Origin of the sequence: Mediterraneibacter gnavus ATCC 29149, from assembly GCF_008121495.1 — a bacterium.
GTDB classification, from domain to species: domain Bacteria; phylum Bacillota; class Clostridia; order Lachnospirales; family Lachnospiraceae; genus Mediterraneibacter; species Mediterraneibacter gnavus.
The window spans coordinates 684477-706253 of the sequence record NZ_CP043051.1; the positions used below are offsets into that span (position 1 = coordinate 684477).

Annotated in this window: 20 protein-coding genes and 1 other annotated feature; of the genes, 1 reads left to right on the plus strand and 19 read right to left on the minus strand. The window is 43.0% G+C overall.

What is annotated here, in order from left to right:
* Window positions 1-86: 86 nt before the first annotated feature.
* From FXV78_RS03425 to FXV78_RS03495, 15 genes are all read right to left on the minus strand, one after another.
* Window positions 87-1070 carry an ABC transporter transmembrane domain-containing protein gene (locus FXV78_RS03425; RefSeq protein ID WP_004842449.1) on the minus strand — a complete coding sequence of 328 codons (984 nt, stop codon included), beginning with the start codon at window positions 1068-1070 and terminating at the stop codon, window positions 87-89.
* Between the two features lie 14 nt (window positions 1071-1084).
* Entirely contained in the window at window positions 1085-2791 is a 1707-nt protein-coding gene (locus tag FXV78_RS03430; protein ID WP_004842448.1) for an ABC transporter ATP-binding protein, read from the minus strand.
* 113 nt (window positions 2792-2904) lie between these two features.
* On the minus strand, window positions 2905-4419 hold the full coding sequence (locus FXV78_RS03435) for a helix-turn-helix domain-containing protein (RefSeq protein WP_004842447.1): 1515 nt from the start codon (window positions 4417-4419) through the stop codon (window positions 2905-2907).
* A gap of 161 nt (window positions 4420-4580) precedes the next feature.
* Window positions 4581-5051, minus strand: coding sequence for a methylated-DNA--[protein]-cysteine S-methyltransferase (locus tag FXV78_RS03440; protein WP_004842445.1), 471 nt, complete (start codon window positions 5049-5051; stop codon window positions 4581-4583).
* 22 nt (window positions 5052-5073) lie between these two features.
* Window positions 5074-5475 carry a GNAT family N-acetyltransferase gene (locus FXV78_RS03445; protein WP_009245150.1) on the minus strand — a complete coding sequence of 134 codons (402 nt, stop codon included), beginning with the start codon at window positions 5473-5475 and terminating at the stop codon, window positions 5074-5076.
* Between the two features lie 131 nt (window positions 5476-5606).
* A complete protein-coding gene (locus FXV78_RS03450) occupies window positions 5607-5906 on the minus strand; it encodes a type II toxin-antitoxin system RelE/ParE family toxin (protein ID WP_004842441.1) in 300 nt (99 codons plus the stop codon).
* 1 nt (window position 5907) lies between these two features.
* The gene (locus FXV78_RS03455; protein WP_004842438.1) at window positions 5908-6156 is read right to left on the minus strand and encodes a type II toxin-antitoxin system prevent-host-death family antitoxin; all 249 of its coding nucleotides are present in this window, start codon (window positions 6154-6156) and stop codon (window positions 5908-5910) included.
* Window positions 6157-6449: 293 nt separating this feature from the next.
* Window positions 6450-7643, minus strand: a complete 1194-nt coding sequence (tuf, locus tag FXV78_RS03460) for an elongation factor Tu (protein ID WP_004842437.1) — start codon at window positions 7641-7643, stop codon at window positions 6450-6452.
* A 118-nt stretch (window positions 7644-7761) separates the two neighbouring features.
* A complete protein-coding gene (fusA, locus tag FXV78_RS03465) occupies window positions 7762-9831 on the minus strand; it encodes an elongation factor G (protein ID WP_004842436.1) in 2070 nt (689 codons plus the stop codon).
* Window positions 9832-9978: 147 nt separating this feature from the next.
* Window positions 9979-10449 carry a 30S ribosomal protein S7 gene (gene rpsG, locus FXV78_RS03470; protein WP_207383034.1) on the minus strand — a complete coding sequence of 157 codons (471 nt, stop codon included), beginning with the start codon at window positions 10447-10449 and terminating at the stop codon, window positions 9979-9981.
* Between the two features lie 232 nt (window positions 10450-10681).
* On the minus strand, window positions 10682-11101 hold the full coding sequence (gene rpsL, locus FXV78_RS03475) for a 30S ribosomal protein S12 (protein WP_004842433.1): 420 nt from the start codon (window positions 11099-11101) through the stop codon (window positions 10682-10684).
* 189 nt (window positions 11102-11290) lie between these two features.
* The gene (locus tag FXV78_RS03480; RefSeq protein ID WP_004842431.1) at window positions 11291-12199 is read right to left on the minus strand and encodes an AEC family transporter; all 909 of its coding nucleotides are present in this window, start codon (window positions 12197-12199) and stop codon (window positions 11291-11293) included.
* 2 nt (window positions 12200-12201) lie between these two features.
* Window positions 12202-13644 (minus strand): proline--tRNA ligase, encoded by a 1443-nt coding sequence (gene proS / locus FXV78_RS03485; RefSeq protein ID WP_039959625.1) that lies wholly within the window; start codon window positions 13642-13644, stop codon window positions 12202-12204.
* A 93-nt stretch (window positions 13645-13737) separates the two neighbouring features.
* Window positions 13738-13946: a binding site (T-box leader), on the minus strand.
* A 49-nt stretch (window positions 13947-13995) separates the two neighbouring features.
* Complete coding sequence (locus FXV78_RS03490) at window positions 13996-15126, minus strand: toxic anion resistance protein (protein ID WP_039959602.1); 1131 nt, start codon at window positions 15124-15126, stop codon at window positions 13996-13998.
* Entirely contained in the window at window positions 15126-16352 is a 1227-nt protein-coding gene (locus FXV78_RS03495) for a 5-bromo-4-chloroindolyl phosphate hydrolysis family protein (protein WP_004842425.1), read from the minus strand. Before FXV78_RS03495 ends, FXV78_RS03490 begins: the two co-directional genes overlap by 1 nt.
* Before the next feature lie 173 nt (window positions 16353-16525).
* Here FXV78_RS03495 and FXV78_RS03500 point away from each other — a divergent pair, with 173 nt between their 5' ends.
* Window positions 16526-17212, plus strand: coding sequence for an RluA family pseudouridine synthase (locus tag FXV78_RS03500; protein ID WP_050785331.1), 687 nt, complete (start codon window positions 16526-16528; stop codon window positions 17210-17212).
* Here FXV78_RS03500 and FXV78_RS03505 read toward each other — a convergent pair.
* From FXV78_RS03505 to FXV78_RS03520, 4 genes are all read right to left on the minus strand, one after another.
* Complete coding sequence (locus tag FXV78_RS03505; protein ID WP_004842418.1) at window positions 17148-18761, minus strand: potassium/proton antiporter; 1614 nt, start codon at window positions 18759-18761, stop codon at window positions 17148-17150. The genes FXV78_RS03500 and FXV78_RS03505 overlap by 65 nt on opposite strands.
* Window positions 18762-18898: 137 nt before the next feature.
* Window positions 18899-19183 carry a septation regulator SpoVG gene (gene spoVG, locus FXV78_RS03510; RefSeq protein ID WP_009245160.1) on the minus strand — a complete coding sequence of 95 codons (285 nt, stop codon included), beginning with the start codon at window positions 19181-19183 and terminating at the stop codon, window positions 18899-18901.
* 45 nt (window positions 19184-19228) lie between these two features.
* Window positions 19229-20347 carry a glucose-1-phosphate adenylyltransferase subunit GlgD gene (gene glgD / locus FXV78_RS03515; protein WP_004842415.1) on the minus strand — a complete coding sequence of 373 codons (1119 nt, stop codon included), beginning with the start codon at window positions 20345-20347 and terminating at the stop codon, window positions 19229-19231.
* The gene (locus FXV78_RS03520; RefSeq protein ID WP_004842413.1) at window positions 20344-21618 is read right to left on the minus strand and encodes a glucose-1-phosphate adenylyltransferase; all 1275 of its coding nucleotides are present in this window, start codon (window positions 21616-21618) and stop codon (window positions 20344-20346) included. Before FXV78_RS03520 ends, glgD begins: the two co-directional genes overlap by 4 nt.
* Between the last annotated feature and the right edge of the window lie 159 nt (window positions 21619-21777).

Below are 21777 nucleotides of genomic sequence, written 5' to 3' on the forward strand. Positions count from 1 at the left end.
TTTTCGACAATCAAATCATGGAAACCTGTTTATTTTAGACAAATTCCGACATTATACGGATTTGCGGATATTTTGTTTCTTATTCTTCACTTCCGGTCAACAGACGGATGGGTTCTTTTTTTAGGTTTTGCCAATAATTTCTCCACTTTTTCCACATTTGGTCCGGCTGATTTCACAGAAAGAAACGCCTGTACTGCATTCTGCACCGGATTGTTGATACTGGAAAGTAAGTATAAAATACTCAGCATTGCATTTGCAGATACTTTTCCTTTTGCAGCCGTCCAGGCACAGAATAAAATCTGAAAAAACAACGTCCCATATGTCAATGAGAGAGCAAACACTTCACCGCTGCTTTCACAGAATCGAGAGTGATAACGAGACTCTTCCACATCCTTTACACAACTTCCAAACAACTCTTCCGTTTCTTTTCCAATTTGAAAACATTGAATCACTTCAAATCCTCCAAAGAAATCTTTCAGTTTCCCTGTATACTGTTCTAAGTTCCGGTAAAACATTCCCTCAGCTTCGGAAATCACATTTCCAAATAAAAACGGTACTGCAACCGGTATCCACACTGTCAGCAGAACCATACCTGCCACCCGGCCATCGTAAGAGCAAAGTACTGCCAGACAGCCAAGAAAAACAAAGCTCCGCTGAATAATCTCCGGAATCTTCGCAAAATAGTTATTCTCCAAATTTGTTACATCATTATTCAGTATTGAGAGATACATCCCACTGTTGTTGCTTGTAAACTGGATCATATCCTGATCCAGCACTGCATCGAACACATCCCTCTTCAGCTGTATATTGATCCGCTTCAGAAATGTCCTCCGAAAGTAAGCGCAGGCATTCTGACTGACTGCATAATAAAAAACAGTAAACAAAAGAATCCCTGCCAGTCTCAAAATCGCTGCCTTTGTCATATCTCCCGGCAATTCTCCAATTTTCTGAAACACAAATGCCCACATCGTTTCCCCCATTCCCGCCAGAATGGAACATAAGATCACACCTGCCAGATGCCCCTTATTTCTTTGAAAATAAACATGAATCGAACCTGTTTTCTGTATCATAATGTCCTCCCCTGCTAATGATTCACGGTATAGAGGCTATAGAAAAATTGCTTTTTCTTCATCAACTCTTCAAATGTCCCCATCTCCACAATCTTTCCCTGATGCATGGTCAAAATGCAGTCATACTGTCTCAAAATCGACTCATGAAATCGATGTGTTACATTCAATATGGTGGTCTCTTTTTGACTTAAGATCAACTGCTCGATCTGCATGGAAAGTTCTGCATCCAGACTGGACGTTGCCTCATCCAGCAATAACACTTCTGCCCTGGTTAAAATTGCCCTTGCAATCGCGATCCGCTGTTTTTCCCCACCGGAAAAATTATTGCCATTTTCGCAAACCATCTGCTCTGTCCCCAATGGATTGTCTTCTACGATTTTCTCAAGTCCTGCCTTTTTTACTGCAGCTTTGATTTCTTCATCCGGATATTCCTGAAACATCGTAATGTTTGCCCGCAATGTATCTTCAAACAAAAACACATTCTGATGGATCATGGCTATTTTCCGACTTAGACTTTTTCTTTCTATCATCCGAAGTTCCTGTTCTCCTATGAGAATTTCTCCCTCGTAGTCTTTATAATAGTTCGCCAGCAGCTTCAACAACGTTGATTTTCCGCATCCGCTGCTTCCCACAATGGCATACTTTTTCCCTTTCTCAAAGCACATATTCACCCCATGTAAGACCTCTTTTGCTTTCGTGTAGCCAAATCGTACCTCTTTCAACTCCAACGGCATGACTGATTTTACCGATTCCCCTGTTTTCTTCGATTCTTCCGGTCTTTCCTTGAAAAGCGTCTCCACCTTTCTTGCATTTGGAATTGCTGCCTTGACATCCAAAAGCAGATATGCAATCTCCCGGATGGGATTGTTGACACTGGAGATCAAATAAAAAATACTCAGCAGCATCCGCTCTGAAATACTTCCGATAAATACCAGATACGCTGAGACAACTAGCTGTATACTCAAGATCAGATACGTCAGCAATAACGTCAATATTCCGTATGGATTCTGATATCGTCTTCCCTCATAACGCCGTTTCTCCACATCTTCCACACTTTTCGCAAACCGTTTTTTCACTTCGTCCTCAACCTGAAAACTATGAATCACTTCAAAACCACCCATCCAGTCTTTCAGCTTCCGATTGTAATTCTCAAGTTCTTCATATAATGCTTTGGTCTTCTGTGACAATTTCTCTCCGATTAAAAATGGAACCGCCACCGGGAGTAATGCCGTCAAAATCACCAGACACACGATCCTGACGTCATAATAGCAGAGTACACCCGCACAAGTCAGAAATACAAATCCATTTTGTAAAATCTCCGGAATCTTCGCAAAATAGTTGTTCTCCAGATTTGTTACGTCATTGTTTAACACAGACAGATATACCGCGCTGTTTTTCTCCGTAAACTTTGCCACACCTTTTTTCATCAGCGCATGAAATACATCCTGTTTCAATTGTGTATTGATCTGTTTTAACAACCTTCTCTGAAAATAAAACATCAGCTGTTGACTGACCACAAAATACAGCAGACACAATCCTGCAGACAGACATAATTGCTGGATGGAGGTGTCTGCCGTTCCTCCTGCAAATCCACTGGCCTGTTCAAATAAAAATGACCAGAGCATGTAAGAGGTTCCACTCATGATTGAAAAAATAACAAATCCTGTAAGGATCCCCTTATTTCTTCCGAAGTAGCCGTGTACGAAAATCTGTTCTTGCATATCACATTTCCCCTTTCACAGTTCTCATTATCAAAGAAAACGCAAAAAAATCCCATGACGTAATCGAAAAACATCTTTCCCGATTTCGTCATGGAATTCTTTCTTATTGTATGTTAATGTATCTTTTCCTTCGATGGCCAGTTTTTCTGTATATAATATTTCAAAGAATTTTGCAATTCCAGATCACCGAACATTTCACTCAAAGCATATGCCTGTTCAAATTGCTCTTTTCTCACATCCTGCCCGGCCTCTTTCATGGCATAGATCCGGTTTGCAAACAGCATATTCAACGGTCCCTGTCCTTTTTCCAAAACCATTCGGATTCCCTGATCTGCCAGTGCAATTCCTTCTTTGGTTTTTCCAACATCAGGAAGTGTGTTTGCCAGATTGCTCCAGATCAGCATCACTTCTTTGAAATGATTTTCCATCCTGATCCTACTTCTTCCATAATCCTTCAAAAGCAGCTCCCAGATTTCTACTGCTTTCTCTTTTTCACCACGGATCTTTTCTGCAAGAGCAATCTGCTGCAAAAGTATTGTCTCTGTATTTGTAAATACATGTGCACGCTCTTCACAAAACATCCGTTGTTCCATCGGTTCTTTCCGTGTGTAAGACAATGTTTTTCTATGCCGTCTGATCCATTCATCTTCTAAAAACTTTCCCTTTTGGTACTCCAGACAGGTTCTGTATCCTTCCGTATACTGTCTGTTAATCTTTTTACTCAAATCCAGTTTTTCTTCCAGCCTTTGCTGGCACATCTCCCAGGCTTTCAGATTGGAAGCCGACACCGCTGCTCTTAGTTCTTGCACCAACTCCAGCACCGCAAAATCCTCAGTCCACACCTCTCCCATATAGTACCCCGACCGTATTTTCAACCTGGACTTCAATGCTTCCAGATTTTTCAGACTCGGACTTCGCTTTCCTGTTTCGATTCTGGAATACGTCTCCGGCGTACAGATTCCTTCGCTGATTTCTTCCTGAGACGCTCCTTGCTCCACTCTGGCTGAAAGCAAAATTTCAGGTATTAAAAAAAGATTCTGTGGGATCTCAATTCCCCATTCTGCCTGCGGAATTTCCACGCCATATTCCTGATACATCGCTTCCAAAATCTTTTTCCAAACTTGATAAGAAACAGCCTCGAACTCTTTTCCCAGACAGATTGCATCCTTCCTCATATACCCAAGCAATTCCACCGTATACTCAAACCTCTGATCTTTTCTGCTGTTTTCAAATGCTTCTCTGCACAACAAATACCGTTTCTGTGCATTTGCCTCTCCAGTCACATACCGACAATATAGACACACCGCTCGCGGAAAAATCTGATTTTTTGCCTGAATATCCGTCATATGTTCCTGAATATAACTTAGAACATCTTCCAGCAATTTGGCACCCTGTCCTGCCCGCGTTTCCATCTGACGCTGTGCATATAAAAGCAGAAGTTCTAATTCTTGTATACTAAACAATCCCTCAGCAGCAATCCTTCCTGTAAAATCTGGATTTGTCAACCGGATCGCCTCCTCCAGAGAAGAAATCTCCCCCTCTTTCCCATTGACGATTTCCTGTATATACTGATAAAACTGCTCCTGCAAAACCAGGTTGACACTTGCGTCCCGTGCTTCTTTTCTCAAAATGAGTTCCTGTACCAGAGCAATATTTTTCTTTCTTAAAGTCTCTTTTACCTTGCTTTTCCACTCAAAATACGCATACTCCTCTGCATAACCGCTCTTGACTGATCCCCCGCTTTTCCCGCTCTTTTCTCAGAAATCCTGAAAACATATTTTCCATTTCCCTAAATTCTCATCCCTTTTTCTAATTCCAACAGATATCGCTTTACCTCTACTCCACAAGCAAATCCTGAAATATCTCCGCTCTTATGAATTACTCTGTGACATGGGATAATCAGCAAAATCGGATTCTTATTATTGGCCTGCCCTACAGCACGTACTGCCTTCTCATTTCCGATTACAGCCGCAATCTCCTGATAGCTTCTCGTCTCTCCATATGGTATCTTCTGCAGCTCCTGCCAGACACTCTGTTGGAATTGCGTTCCCTGATATTTCAACGGCACATCGAATTGCTTCCTTCTACCCGTCAAATATTCATTCACCTGCGTATAGACCTCATACAGAAAATCAGAATGCAATTCATTCTTCATGGTTTGCACAGAATTTGCTTCCCAAAAGAGCTTTGTCAGCTTCTTTTCTTCTTCCCGTATGGTAAGAAAACCAATCGGGGTGTTGAATGTATATGAATCCGTCATATCCTGTTCCTCCTACTGCTCATCACATTTTCAAAAAAGCACAACAACCGATTTCATCTACCTTTTTCAGTCCCAACGACTGATAAAATAAAATCGTCTTTTCTGTATTGTCTGTCATCAGTTCAATCTGATACACATCCTCACATCGCTCTAAAACCGCACGCATTAGTTGACTCCCGATGCCCTTTCGTTGATATTCCGGACGCACCAGTAAATCCTGAATTAAAATGACCGATGCACCATCCCCAACAACTCTGACCATGCCGATCAATTGCTTTCCTTCAAAAGCAGCAATCTTTAAAAATGAATTCTCATATGCACGCTCCAGCATTTGAGGATTCCTTGTATAATTTTCCCAGCCAACACTGGTGTAAAGTGATAAAATTTCTTCCTGATTGAAATCTGTGTATTCCCGTAGTTCCATGCAAATTCCTCCTGTTGGTATCCATTTTATAATCAATTCAGCTTTGCTCAAAGAACAGCTTTTACGGTATGATTTTTGGGGTAAAATCCGGATTTTCCACTGTGTCCATGTGGTTTTTAGGAATTTTGTTATCAATCAAAAAGTCTTGTGATATCCTGATATCGGTTGATTATACGATAAATCTCTACGTACTCGTTACCAATCTTGTAGAGAATCACATATTCTTCCCATATCGCATATTTATAGTCTGTCCGAAAGCTGACTCGTTTGGAGAGATTCGATCCCATTTTCGGAAACATCTGAAGATTCTCAAATTTACCATAAAGCTCTTTTATAGTCTTCGTAGCATATTCTTCGTTATCTTCGGCAATATAATCCCTGATATTCTTCAGATCTCTTACAACAATCGGATTAATCCGCAGTTTTAACATTTTATTCCCCCATCAGTGCCTTCAATTCATCTAGATTCAACCAACCATCTCCATCTTTCACTGCTTCTTCAGCTTCCTGTAACTTCATCAGAAGCTTTTTCTCTGCTCGATCACGTTCATAATCTTCAATATCCATGACTACAAAACGTCCTCTGCCATTCTTAGTCAAATATACCGGCTCTCCTTTATGACAGTTTTTCAGGACTTCATTATAATTTCTCAAATCAGATACTGGTAAAATATTTGCCATATTCTTTCAACCCCTTCCTTTGATTTTAAATTGTTTCTGATACTTCTATTATACACAATAAGCTGTAAAATTCAACGTAGATTTTTACAGCTTTTGTCTCATGGTTGATAGGGCTTTCTTTTTCAATTGAATAAATCCAGAAACTTTCCCCCTGGTTTTATCATGGTCTTACACACTTTCCTGCCATTGATTTCATCAAAAACAGAAAAACCCCAGAAACCTTACGGTTTCCGGGGTATCTTATATTTGAACATAATGTCATCTTGCGATAACAAATCTATATTCAGATTGTATTACTCGATGATTGTAGCAACCTTTCCAGATCCTACTGTACGTCCACCTTCACGGATAGCGAATCCAAGACCCTCTTCCATAGCTACTGGGTGAATCAGTTCAACTGTCATTGTTACGTGATCTCCAGGCATGCACATTTCTGTTCCTTCTGGAAGCTCGCAAACACCTGTTACGTCAGTTGTTCTGAAGTAGAACTGTGGTCTGTAGTTGTTGAAGAATGGTGTATGACGTCCACCTTCATCTTTTGTCAGAACGTAAACCTGAGCTGTGAATTTTTTGTGGCATGTTACGCTGCCTGGTTTGATGAGAACCTGTCCTCTTTCGATTTCTGTTCTCTGAACACCACGAAGCAGAGCTCCGATGTTGTCTCCAGCCTGTGCTTCGTCAAGAAGTTTACGGAACATTTCGATTCCTGTAACAACTGTTTTCTTAACGTCTTCGTGGATACCAACGATTTCAACTTCGTCAGATACGTGAAGAACACCACGCTCAACTCTACCTGTAGCAACTGTACCACGTCCTGTGATAGAGAATACGTCCTCTACTGGCATCAGGAATGGTTTGTCAGTGTCACGCTGTGGGTCTGGAATCCACTCATCAACAGCGTCCATAAGTTCCATGATCTTATCTCCCCACTCTCCGTTTGGATCTTCAAGAGCTTTCAGAGCAGATCCCTGGATAACTGGAGTGTCATCTCCTGGGAATTCGTACTCGTTCAGGAGTTCACGGATTTCCATTTCTACTAATTCAAGAAGTTCTTCATCGTCTACCATGTCACATTTGTTCATGAATACTACGATGTAAGGTACACCTACCTGACGAGACAGAAGGATGTGCTCTTTTGTCTGAGCCATAACTCCGTCAGTAGCAGCTACAACAAGGATAGCTCCGTCCATCTGAGCAGCACCTGTGATCATGTTCTTTACATAGTCAGCATGTCCTGGGCAGTCAACGTGTGCATAGTGACGTTTCTCTGTTTCGTACTCAACGTGAGCTGTAGAGATTGTGATTCCACGCTCTCTCTCTTCTGGAGCTTTGTCGATGTTTTCGAAATCAACTGCTGCGTTTCCTTCTACTCTTACAGAAAGAGTTTTTGTAATAGCAGCTGTTAATGTTGTTTTACCATGGTCAACGTGACCGATAGTACCAATATTAGCATGTGGTTTTGTTCTTTCAAATTTAGCTTTAGCCATTTTGAATATCCTCCTTAAATCTGTCGCCTGAAACGGCAATTTTATTGGTTTCGCTTTTAAATCGGCTAATTCTGATTATATTTCAAAATCAGCCGAATAGCAAGCATTTTTGCGATTTTTACGCATTTTTATTGGATAATACTTTTTCCTGTACAGACTTCGGTACCTGCTCATAGCTGTCGAAGAACATAGAGTAGTTACCACGTCCCTGTGTTCTGGAACGAAGGTCTGTAGAATATCCAAACATTTCGGACAATGGAACGAATGCACGAACGATCTTACCACCACCAAGGTCATCCATACCTTCAATACGTCCACGACGGGAGTTGATATCTCCAATGATATCTCCCATGTATTCCTCAGGCATTGTTACCTCTACCTTCATGATTGGCTCAAGAAGTACAGGAGAAGCCTGTTTCATAGCATCCTTGAATGCCAGAGATCCGGCAATGTGGAATGCCATTTCATTGGAATCGACTTCATGGTAAGAACCATCGTATACATTTGCGTGTACACCGACAACCGGGAATCCTCCAAGGATACCAGATTTCATTGCCTCTTCGATACCTTCGCCAACTGCTGGGATGTATTCTTTCGGAATTGCACCACCGACAACAGTAGATTCAAATTTGTATACTTCCTCACCGTTGACATCCATTGGCTCGAATTTAACTTTACAGTGTCCGTACTGTCCACGTCCACCGGACTGTTTTGCATATTTGCTGTCGATATCCACTGCTTTTGTGATGGATTCTTTGTAAGCAACCTGTGGAGCACCTACGTTTGCTTCTACTTTGAATTCACGCAGAAGTCTGTCTACGATGATCTCAAGGTGAAGCTCACCCATACCAGCAATGATTGTCTGACCAGTTTCCTGATCTGTATGCGCACGGAATGTTGGATCTTCTTCTGCAAGTTTTGCAAGAGATTCTCCAAGTTTACCCTGAGAAGCTTTTGTCTTAGGCTCGATAGCGAGCTCGATAACCGGCTCTGGGAATTCCATGGACTCTAAGATAACCGGATGCTGCTCGTCACAGATTGTATCTCCAGTTGTAGAATATTTAAATCCGATTGCAGCTGCGATATCTCCTGAGTAAACTTTATCAAGTTCTTCACGCTTGTTGGCATGCATCTGAAGGATACGTCCAACACGCTCTTTTTTCTCTTTTGTTGCATTCAGAACATAAGAACCTGAGTTCATTGTTCCTGAGTACACTCTGAAGTATGCCAGTTTTCCAACGAATGGGTCTGTCATAATCTTAAATACGAGAGCAGAGAATGGTTCGTCGTCTGAAGAATGTCTCTCTACTTCGTTTCCATCTTCATCCACACCTGTGATAGCCGGGATGTCTAATGGAGATGGCATGAATTCGATAACTGCATCCAGAAGTTTCTGAACACCTTTATTTCTGTAAGCTGTACCACAGCAAACCGGAATCGCATCACATGTACATGTAGCTTTTCTCAGTGCCGCTTTCAGTTCCTCTACAGAAGGCTCTTCTCCTTCCAGATATGCCATCATCAGATCGTCATCTAATTCACAGATCTTTTCAACCAGCTCTGTATGATACAGTTCTGCATCTTCCTGCATCTCTTCCGGGATATCAATGATAGAAATATCATCACCTTTATCATCGTTGTAGATATATGCTTTCATTTCAAAAAGGTCGATGATTCCTTTGAATTCATCTTCTTTTCCAATTGGAAGCTGAATGCAGATTGCATTTTTACCAAGTCTTGTCTTGATCTGTTCTACTGTTCCGTAGAAGTTTGCACCTAAGATGTCCATCTTGTTGATGAATGCCATTCTTGGTACATTGTAAGTGTCTGCCTGACGCCATACGTTTTCAGACTGTGGCTCAACACCACCCTTTGCACAGAAAACGCCGACAGCGCCGTCCAGTACACGAAGGGAACGCTCAACTTCTACTGTAAAGTCAACGTGTCCCGGAGTATCAATGATGTTGATACGGTGCTCTAAAGCGCCCTCTTTTGGTTTGCAGTTTTCCTGCAGAGTCCAGTGGCAAGTTGTAGCAGCAGAAGTAATTGTAATACCTCTTTCCTGTTCCTGCTCCATCCAGTCCATGGTAGCATTACCTTCATGAGTATTACCAATCTTATGATTAACACCGGTATAGTAAAGAATACGCTCTGTTGTTGTAGTTTTACCTGCATCAATATGAGCCATAATACCGATATTTCTGGTTCTCTCTAATGGATATTCTCTTCCAGCCAAGGTTTTTTCCTCCTAATATATTGTAGTTCCCCGAAACAAAAAGTCCCGGAGAACATGCCATTTGCTTAAGCCGCCAATCTGCGGCTGCCGCTTTGGCTCTTAGAAACGGTAGTGAGCAAACGCTTTGTTTGCTTCTGCCATTTTGTGCATATCTTCTTTTTTCTTTACAGATGCTCCTGTGTTGTTAGCAGCATCCAGGATTTCGTTAGCTAATCTTTCTTCCATTGTCTTCTCGCCTCTCTGACGGGAGTACAATGTGATCCAGCGAAGTGCGAGAGCCTGTCTTCTGTCAGCTCTGACTTCGATCGGCACCTGATAAGTAGCTCCACCGATACGTCTTGCTTTTACTTCGAGTACTGGCATGATGTTGTTCATAGCCTCTTCGAATACTTCGATCGCCGATTTTTCAGCTTTTGCTTCAACTCTTTCAAATGCTCCGTATACAATCTTCTGTGCTACACCTTTCTTACCATCTAACATGATGTTGTTGATAAGTTTGGTAACAACTTTATTGTTGTATATTGGATCCGCTAATACGTCTCTTTTCTGAGTATGTCCTTTACGTGGCACGGTCCTTCCCTCCTTAATCATAATTTCCGGATTCTTTCCGGGATTAATTCATCGGTACTCACATGTGTCTTTCTATGGAATCACAATTCATGTGTCGCGGCCGCGGGACGATTGTATCTAAATCCGCAGCCCTAACTTATTGAACGTATCGTCCAATAAGGTACGATAATCATAGTTCTGTTTGTGATACGATTTAACTATTTAGTTACTTCTTTGCTAAGCGCTCTGTTTCTTATTTAGCGTCTTTTGGTCTCTTAGCGCCGTATTTAGAACGAGCCTGTCTTCTCTTAGCAACACCTGCTGTATCAAGTGTACCTCTGACGATGTGGTATCTTGTACCTGGCAGGTCCTTAACTCTTCCTCCACGGATCAGAACAACGCTATGCTCCTGAAGGTTGTGTCCTTCTCCTGGGATGTAGCTTGTTACTTCGATTCCGTTAGAAAGACGAACTCTGGCGATTTTTCTCAGAGCTGAGTTAGGCTTCTTAGGTGTAGCTGTCTTAACTGCTGTACAAACACCTCTCTTCTGTGGTGCAGATACATCAGTTGCACGCTTCTGAAGGGAGTTCCATCCTTTCTGAAGTGCCGGTGCTGTAGATTTCTTTTCAGAAGTCTGACGTCCTTTTCTAACTAACTGGTTAAATGTTGGCATTCTTTTTCACCTCCTATGATTTCACTCGTTGTCTTCCGGCTTATGCCGAAAGGGCTGCAGATAATGGTTCATTATCTGATATTTGCGCACAAAAACAGAATTTCTCCTGTGCACGCTAAATTAGTGTATTACGTTTTTTCCCGAAAGTCAAGGGATTTTCTAAGATTTTCTGCAACTATTCTCTCTTTTTTATCCGAGGAGCCAGCACCATACCGGAAGTGTGAATAATGACAGGATGGTCGTGACAAAGATCATTCCTGTTGCATATCCCTCATTCCCATGATATTTGGCAGACAGCAGTGCAGTTGTCACCGGTGTCGGCATCCCCGCAATAATAACCGTAATTCCCCGAAGTAATGCAGGAATCGGAAGCAGTGCGGTAAGCCCGAATAAAATTGCCGGGATCAGGATCAGTCGGACAATGGTGTAAAGCACCATTGTTCCATCCAGTATTCCTTTCGGATTCATCTCTGCCAGCATCATGCCCACCAACATCATACTGAGGGGTGTATTACAGCTGCTGATCCCTGAAATCGTATTTTCCACACTTACCGGGAAGGACATTCCTGCGATCATGACGAAAAGTCCCAGATAGATGGCCACAATACATGGATGTGTCAGCACCTTTTTTACCAGACTTTCACTTTTTTCTTTCATAAAACAGGATGTTCCCACACTCCACATAACGATCCTCACCGGAAGCATAAACACGGAAGCATAAAACAATCCGTTCGTTCCATAAATCCCTTCGATCACAGGATTTCCGAGAAAACCGCCATTTGAAACGATTGTTCCATATCGAAGCGGCTTTCTCTTATCCGGTTCAGCCTTTCTGTAAAAGATACAGCTCATTATTATAGAAAGAATACAATACCCTGTCGCAAGAAACAGAACCTGGGCAAAGCTTTTGAGCATGCTCCACTCCCATTCCATCTGAAAGGAATGGAAGATATTAAACGGCAGTGTAACATACAGACAGAAATTGACCATGTCTTTGCGTCCTGTCTCTCCAATGATATTCTTTTTTCTCACCAGAAATCCGACTGCAACCAACAGAAACATCATCAGCTGCATGTTCACCATATTCTGAAATGCCATTTTTAGTACGCTTTACCCCAATATACCATGTGCTTCGCCGGTTTTCCACAGCATACACACACATCTGAAATCTGTTCCTGTTCCTCTGGAATACATCTGGATGTCACTCCGCCTGTCTGAGCTTTGATTTCTTCTTCACAGGCATCATCTCCACACCACATTGCTTTGATAAATCCGATCTCTTCCTGTGCCACTTTCACCATCTCATCCATATTTGCTGCTGTGTGGATATGAGAATCAAGGAATGCTTTCGCTCTCTCAAACATATCTTTCTGAATTGTCTCCAGGATTTCGGACAGTTTTTCTGTCAGCTCATCCATTGCCACTACAATTTTTTCTCTTGTGTCACGGCGAACGACAACAACCTGACCATTTTCAATATCTTTTGGTCCGATTTCGATACGTGTCGGGATTCCGACCATTTCCTGCTCGCTGAATTTCCATCCCGGGCTCTTTTCAGAATCATCGATGGAAGCTCTGTATCCTGCTGCCTTCAATGCTGCAAGCAGTTCATTAGCTTTATCAAGCACACCTTCTTTGTGCTGTGCGATCGGGATCACTCTTGTCTGAACCGGTGCAATGTGCGGAGGAAGTACCAGACCACTGTCATCTCCATGCACCATGATGATAGCTCCGATGATACGTGTGGACAGTCCCCAGGATGTCTCATATACGCTGTGCAGTTTGTTTTCTTTATCAGAATAGCTGATTCCGTACGCATCCGCAAACGCATTTCCGAAGAAATGACTGGTTCCTGACTGGAGTGCTTTTCCGTCATGCATCAGCGCTTCAATTGTATACGTATCCTGTGCTCCTGCAAATTTCTCACTTGGTGTCTTTCTTCCTGTCACAAGCGGAATTGCCAGATCGTCTTCTACGAAACTCTTGTATACATCACGCATCAGAAGTGTTCTTTCTTCTGCTTCTTCATATGTTGCGTGGATCGTATGACCTTCCTGCCATAAAAATTCTCTGGAACGAAGGAACGGTCTTGTTGTCTTTTCCCATCTCAGCACAGAGCACCACTGATTCCAAACTTTTGGAAGATCTCTGTAAGACTGTACTGTTTTGCTCCACAGATCGCAGAATAAAGTCTCAGATGTCGGACGGATACAGAATCTCTCCTGCAGTTCTTCCATTCCTCCATGTGTTACCCACGCTACTTCCGGTGCAAATCCTTCGATATGATCTTTTTCTTTCTGAAGCAGATTTTCCGGAATCAATACCGGAAGATACACGTTTTCTACACCTGTCTCTTTAAAACGTTTGTCCAGATTTGCCTGAATATTCTCCCAGATCGCATATCCGTTCGGAAGATAATTCAAACATCCTTTTACTCCTGAATAATCACACAATTTTGCTTCGCGCACCACATCTGTGTACCACTGTGCAAAATCTACTTCTCTGGCCGTAATGGATTCTACCAGTTTTTTTTCTTTTGCCATAATGTTCTCCTCTTCTTTCTTCTCTGTTTTTGTTTCTTCTGGGAAGTATCCTGCCCTGTATTTTTTCGTAAAAAAGCCGAGCCTTCCTTCCCGATAAGGGACCGAAAGACTCGGCGGTACCACCCTGATTAACCACAGTATCTCTGTGATTCTCTCTTACACCGTTAACGCCGGTTCTACGCCGCATTTTCATACGAAAGCTCCCAGGCCGGTTCTATACCCTTTCCGCAGAAGCCTCTCACCTGACTGCTTCTTCTCTGTGCCGTTCTCTGATATATACTAATCCTGTTCTTCACCCATCTAACATATTCATCGTGAATTCTAACTGAATTTCTCACGATTGTCAAGCAATCAGCGCACCTGCAGCAATTTCTGTTTCAATTCATTTTCCAGACGCTGCATCTCTGCCTCTGCTTCCTGACGTTTTTGCCTTCCTTCCTGCTGAATCTGCATCACTTCATCCAACGTAGAGATTAAGGATTCATTTGTCGCTTTTAGTGTTTCCATATCCACGATTCCACGCTCAGATTCTCTTGCAGTTTCCAGCGTCGCCATCTTCAATGTATCCGCATTCTTTTTCAGCAGTTCGTTTGTCATATCCGTCACTTCCCTCTGAGCTGCTGCCGCCTGTGCAGAATGCGCCACACCGAGCGCCAGTACCATCTGGCTCTTCCACAGCGGAATTGTATTCACGATCGTGGACTGGATCTTTTCCACCATCACGGTATCATTGTTCTGTACCAGTCGGATCTGCGGTGCTGTCTGGATGGAGATCATTCTCGTCAGTTCCAGATCATGAACCTTCTTTTCAAATCTTCCGCACATCGCCTCCAGATCTCTGGCCGCCTGTGCATCCTCTGCAAGTCCGCTGGCCTGCGCTTTCGTCAGGAGTTCCTTCAACTGTCCCTCCTGCACTTCTTCCAGCTTTTTCTTTCCTGCCAGAATATACATCGTCAGCTCTTTAAAATATGTCAGGTTCAATTCATACATCTTATCCAGAATCGCAACATCTTTCATCAGCTGTACCTGATGTCCCTCCAGAGCCTGGCAGATCTGGTTGATATTCGTCTCCGCCTTGGCATATTTTGTTTTCAGTGCCTGAATCTTATTTGCCTGCTTTTTGAAGATTCCGAAAAATCCTTTTTCTTCTTCCTCGTCAAAATTTTTCAGCTCCTTCACAACATTCCCGAGAAGTTCTCCCACTTCCCCCAAGTCCTTCGTCTTTACATTTTCCAGTGCAGTCTCTGAAAAATCCGCCATCTTGCTCTGAGTTCCCGCACCATACTGCAGGATCATGGCAGAATTGGTCAAATCGATCTGATTTGCAAACTGATCTGCCATCTTTCTCTCTTCTTCTGACAGAACATTTTCATCCATCAGAGGCTCTTCTTTTTTCACTTCCGGCTGTGCTTTTTCTTCCTCCGCAAATGGATTCAGTGTCAGTGTCGGTGCTGTCTGAAAATCTTTCAATTCTTCGCTCATCATTTTCCTCCTGTTGAAAAGTCATTTTTCGTAAGTCCTTCCTGCGCCAGCATTGTCTTCAGCACAGAAATATCAGAGGACACATCCCACGCTGTCTCCTGAAACAGATCATCCAGAAGCTTTTCAAATGCGATATTCAATGTATCCAGTGTATCCTCAATCTCCTTTTTCGAAGAAAGAATATTCTCCCCCTGCACAGGCTGTGCATCCAGCTCCTCATATGCCTCTAAAAGCTTGACTGCCGTCGGAAGATAATATTCCATCAGCCTGCGAATATCGGTCACCACTTCCGGGTTCTGTTCTACCCGCGCAAAGATCCGTTTTGTCAAAAGCTCCATTCGGGACATCTTTTCTGATACCACTTCTCCCGGAATTGCATCATTACATTCCCGGATTTTGCGGATATATGCATTTCCCGCTTCAATCACTTCCTGTACTTTCGGATCCAGACCTGCTCTTCTGTCAGCGTCTGCTTTTTGTCTCTCTTTTGACTCCTGCTCTCTGGCTTTCTGTTGCCTTGCCTGTGCCATCAGTTCCTGATACTGCTCAAATGCTTCCCTGCTGGTCATCAGACACGCTTTCTGCTCATCCAGATGCCCCTGAAGAAACCATCCTTTTCTGATCATAGTTTCCAGATCTTTTACTACAAATTTTTCTTTTTTCTGTACCCTCAGCGCCAGATCTTTCACATTTCCATATTCTCTGCCCTGTAGCTCTTCTATATAAATCTGAAACCGCTTCACCCTGCTTAAAAGTTTTGTCCCGGTGATTCCAAGCGCGGTAAATACTGCCAGAAGGATCACCTGTATACTAAGTGCGACGGATACGCCGACTCCCGCTCCAAGCAGCATCCCGGTCACACCTGTGATCAGTCCGCCGATCAAAAGACATCCTGCAATCGTATAACCTGTGATCGTCATCGTCAGTCCTGCTGCTTTTTTCGCTCTCGTCCCGGCATACAATGTGGGGCGTTTTAACTGATTCAAATCCAGATTCTGCCAGGCACCCTTTGTCCTGTCCTTTTGCCTCCCGGTACCATAGTCCGCTTTCTGATACTGATATCCTCCGCGGGGGTTTCTCATCCCGTCTGTAAATTCATGAAAGGCACTGTTTACTGTATCTGTAATGGTCTGATTCAATCTCCGAAAATCTCTGGAGTCCACTGCATCCTGCACGGTCCGTCTGATATCCTCACCGAACTGTTCCCACTCCCAATTTGTCCTCATATCTTCAACCTCCTGCCGCCAGTCAATTCCTAAAGTATCCTGTCTCTGATTTCCAGCAGATCACTCTATGTAAATTAGTTTAGAGATGTTTTCTGTAAAAGTCAAGAATCCCTTGACCACTCTTTTGTTTTATATGATAATTGTAGCAGATTTCACAAGAGGAGCGTATCAAAATGAAGCCACATATTTTATATGAAGACCAGGACATCATCGTATGTCTGAAACCTGCCGGTATCCCGACTCAGACAAGCCGCCCCGGGCTTCCGGATATGGTCAGCATTTTAAAAAATCATATCTATCAGAACAGCGCACACAAAAAACAACCTTACCTTGCAGTAATCCATCGGCTGGATCAGCCGGTAGAAGGGCTGCTTGTATTTGCCAAAACACCTGCCGCTGCCAAAGAGCTGAACCGTCAGCTCCAGAGTTTTGGCTTCGGCAAATATTATCAGGCGGTTCTTCTCGGATGCCCACAGACTGCTGACGGAATTTTAGAAGATTATCTTGTCAAAGACGGGCGCACGAACACTTCCAGAATCTGTACAGAAGAGACGCCGGGCGCCAAAGTTGCACGCCTTTCCTACCATATTGCAAAAACAACAGCGGAATTTTCACTGGCAGAGATTCATCTGGATACCGGACGTCATCACCAGATCCGGGTACAAATGGCTCACCTTGGCTGTCCCATCGCAGGAGACCGAAAATATGATCCGAACCAGACTTCTTTTTCCCAACTGCAGCTCTTTGCCTGCCGTCTGGAATTCGCACATCCAAAAACAAAAAAGCACATGGAATTTACCCATGCGCCTGTTTTGCGTGTTTTTGCCGACGAAACACCAGCAGATCATCCTGTCGGATAATCGTATTTCCATTGGGAATGAGAGTGCTTCCTTCTCTTTTGACCATGACAATGAGCACCCCTGCTTTCTGGTCCAGCTCATTCACTGGTTTATCCCGCCATTTATGATTTTTGTCAATTTCCACCTCATACAATGTCAGATTTTCCCGGTCTTCAAAGGCCGGGGCTGCACAAATCAGCAGATCGCCGCCTTCTAAAGATGTATCACCATTCGGCATCATTGTCTCCTGTCCCCGAAACAGCAGTACCACTAAAACTCCCGGCGGCATTTCGATTTCTTTTAGTGTTTTTCCTGCAAACGGATGATTGTCAGTAATCTTGATCTTGACAAAAGAAATATCATTTTCATCCTGATAGTCATTAAACGTCCGCATGACATTGGCATTCTTATCGATCATTTCCAGCTTTCTGGATACAGCCGGAAGTAAGGTACCCTGAACCGCAAGAGACAGCAGTACAATCACAAATACCATGTTAAACAAATTGTATGTCATCGGAATGCCGGATAAGACAACATAAATAGAAAACACAATCGATGCCACTCCCCGCAATCCGGCCCAGGAAACAACGCCGATCTGCTGCCAGGATGCACCAAACGGCTTTAATATCGCAAGCACTGACACCGGACGCCCGATAAACAGCATAAAAAGACATAAAAGCAATGCGGGAACAAACACTTCCGGCAGCTGTGACGGCGTTACAAGCAATCCCAGCAAGAAGAAAATAACCATCTGTGCAATCTCTGTCAGAATATCAAAAAAGTGGACCATCTCTTTTTTGTCCGGTATAAACCGATTTCCAATCAGAATTCCGCACAGATATACACTCAGATATCCATTTCCACCGGCAACAGACGGCAACGCATATCCAACGATCACTGCTGCAAATAAAAAGATCGTTCTTCCCTGTTTCATCCCAAAATCAATCTGATTCAAAATAAAGACAGAAGCTTTTCCGATCAAGAAGCCGCAGGCTGCTCCGATCAGAATCTGTTTCAGCAGAAGACCGGCTACCGAGATCTGCTCTCCGGAAACAAGAGAGATCATCAGGATCGTCATCATGTAAGATATCGGATCGTTAGATCCCGACTCCAGCTCCAACAGAGAATCTGTATTGTACTTCAGAGAGAGCTGCTTGGATCTCAGTACATTAAATACGGACGCTGCATCTGTAGATGCAATGACCGATCCGATCAAAATCCCTTCCATCCAGCCCACTCCCAACAGCACATGCGCTGCTGCCCCTACCAGCGCTGCGGTCATCACTACGCCGGCTGTGGAAAGTAAGAATGCTTTTCCCATTACCGGTTTTGCAGTCTTTAGATTTGTTCCAAAACCACCATAGAACATGACAAACAACAGACTGACCGAACAGATTGCCTCTGACAGTTCATAATCATCGAACGGAATCTTGAAAAAACCATCTACTCCAAAGCACATTCCAAGACCGATAAACAATAACAGTGACGGCAGCGGAAGTTTAGCAGCGATGCGGTTCATTAAAATGCAGGCCACGATCACCACTCCTGCCAGTAATAACAATTGATTCATCCTGTCCCTCCTTCTGATTTTAATACTTTACCATTTTAACAGGAATTCCGTTCTTTCGCAATTTTTCTCTCTTTTTAAAAACAGCGGCTGCCTCATCGTTTATCCATGAGACAGCCGCTGCTCTTATTTTCCTCTTCTTACATTTCCCCAGATTCTTCCGTATCTGCTTCCAGAGATTCCTGATACCGATCCAATATCGTATTCTGAATCTTTTCTCTTGTACCGGAATTGATCGGATGTGCGATATCGCGATATTCCCCATCCAGAGCTTTTTTGCTCGGCATTGCGATAAACAAGCCTTTTTCCCCTTCGATCACCTTGATATCATGAACTACGAATTCATTATCAATCGTAATCGAAACAACTGCTTTTAATTTTCCCTCTTTTGTCACCTTGCGCACACGAACATCTGTAATCTGCATACTGTTCAAGTCTCCTTTCTCCGCCTGCATTACTGTCTCAATTCCTTATAATGCATACCTCTCGTTTTTTTCAACTACCACTTTTACACCACTCTCACCAACATGACGTGTATTGGCTCTGATCGTATCTCTGCTCTCTACAATACAATTTTCAATATATGTATTGTCCCCGAGATATACATCATTTAAAATGATTGAATTTTTGATCACACAGTTATTGCCGACAAATACTTTTTTGAAGATAATGGAGTTTTCCACAGTTCCATTGATGATACTTCCGCTTCCTATAAGGCTGTTCTTGACGGCTGCTCCCGGATTGTATTTTGCAGGCGGCAGATCGCTCACCTTGGAATACACACTCGGAGCATCCTTAAAGAAATACTTTCTCACTTCCGGCTTCAGGAAATCCATATTTGTCTGGTAATATGCATCCACTGTTGAGATGTTGTTCCAGTAGCTGTTTATCTTATAACCGTAAATTTTCTTCAGATTCTTATAACGAATCAGAATATCGGTTACAAAATCATGTCTCTCTTCCTCTGCGCAATGCTCTATCAGATCGATCAGAAGCCTTCTTCTGATTACATAGATTCCTGTAGAGATCGTCTGGGATTTTGCCACCATAGGCTTTTCTTCGAACTCTTCAATTCTGGCAGATTCGTTCATGCGTACCGTACCAAAACGAGTCGCATCTTCTCTGTCATCCAGATCCTTACACACAACTGTAATATCCGCTTTCTTTGCAATATGGTATTCAAGGACTTTATTATAATCAAGCTTGTACACCGCGTCTCCGGATGTAATGATCACATATGGTTCGTGACACTTTTTCAGGAAATCCAGATTCTGATAGATCGCATCGGCTGTTCCTCTGTACCAGTCCCCGTTATTCGCAGTGATCGTCGGTGTAAATACATACAGACCACCCTGCTTTCTTCCGAAATCCCACCATTTTGAGGAATTCAGATGTTCATTTAAAGATCTCGCATTATACTGTGTCAGAACTGCCACTTTCTGTATATGCGAATTTGTCATATTGCTGAGTGCAAAATCAATCGCTCTGTAACTGCTTGCCACCGGCATCGCCGCAGCTGCACGTTTCGCTGTCAGCTCCCTCATTTTTCTGCTGCTTCCACCTGCCAAGATAATCCCTACTGCTCTCATGAACGTTCACCTGCCTTTATTAATGTCTCGCCGCCTGCAAGTACTCCATCGCTGTAATCTTCCGGCACGGTATAACCACTGATTGCAGTATTTTTGCCAATCTGTACATTGGATGGAATTCTGGAGTTTTCTCCAATCGTAGCCAGTCCGCCACTGTAAATATTCGGTTTTTCTTTGTTCGGAACCTCGCTTCCGATTCCGATCACAACATTGTTGCCAATCTCAGTGCCTTCCGCAATAATCGCCTTGTCTATCACGCAATTATCTCCGATCACAACATCACGCATCAGGATAGAATCCCGCACGATACTGCCTTTTCCGATCGTAACTCCTCCGCCTAATACGGAATTATGTACTTCTCCGTAAATCTCAGAACCATTGCTGATGATGCAACGGTCTACCACAGACTGATCCGAGATATACTGGGGCGGAATATTGGCACTGTTTGTATAAATCTTCCAGAACTCTTCATACAGATTGAATTCCGGAATGATGTCAATCAGCTCCATATTCGCTTCCCAGTAAGAACTCAATGTTCCGACATCCTTCCAATATCCGTTGTATTCATAAGCAAACATTCTTCTTCCGTTTTCGTGACAATATGGAATGATATGTTTTCCAAAATCACAATTCGGCTGCTCGGATAATTTCAGAAGAGCTTCTTTCAATACCGGCCAGCTGAATATATAAATTCCCATGGATGCCAGATTACTGCTTGGCTTCTCCGGCTTCTCTTCAAATTCTTTAATCTTGCTTTCTTCATCTGTGACTACAATTCCAAATCTGCTTGCCTCTTCCATCGGCACCGGCATCGCTGCGATCGTAACATCCGCATGATTTGCCTTGTGGAAATCCAGCATTACTTCATAATCCATCTTATAAATATGATCTCCTGAAAGAATCAGCACATAATCCGGATTGTAAGTCTCCATGTAATCCAGATTCTGATAAATGGCATTAGCCGTTCCGGTATACCACTCGCTGTTCGCGCTCTTCTCATAAGGAGGAAGGATTGTAACTCCGCCGATATTACGGTCCAGATCCCACGGGATCCCGATTCCAATATGGGTATTCAAACGCAGCGGCTGATACTGCGTCAATACACCCACCGTGTCTACTCCTGAATTAATACAGTTACTCAATGGAAAATCAATGATCCGATATTTCCCTCCAAAAGCCACTGCCGGTTTTGCAACCTTTGCAGTGAGAACTCCCAATCGACTGCCTTGTCCGCCTGCAAGCAGCATGGCAATCATTTCCTTCTTAATCATGTAGTCACCTCATTTCTAGTTGATTGCTGTTATTATACCATATTTTTCTCATCCGTACATGTTTTTTACAAAAATTTTGCATAATCTTTTTCCTTTTTGTTTATTTGGTACAAAAAGAACTTCTTTTAATTTTCCCCATATATAGTATAATATAAACTG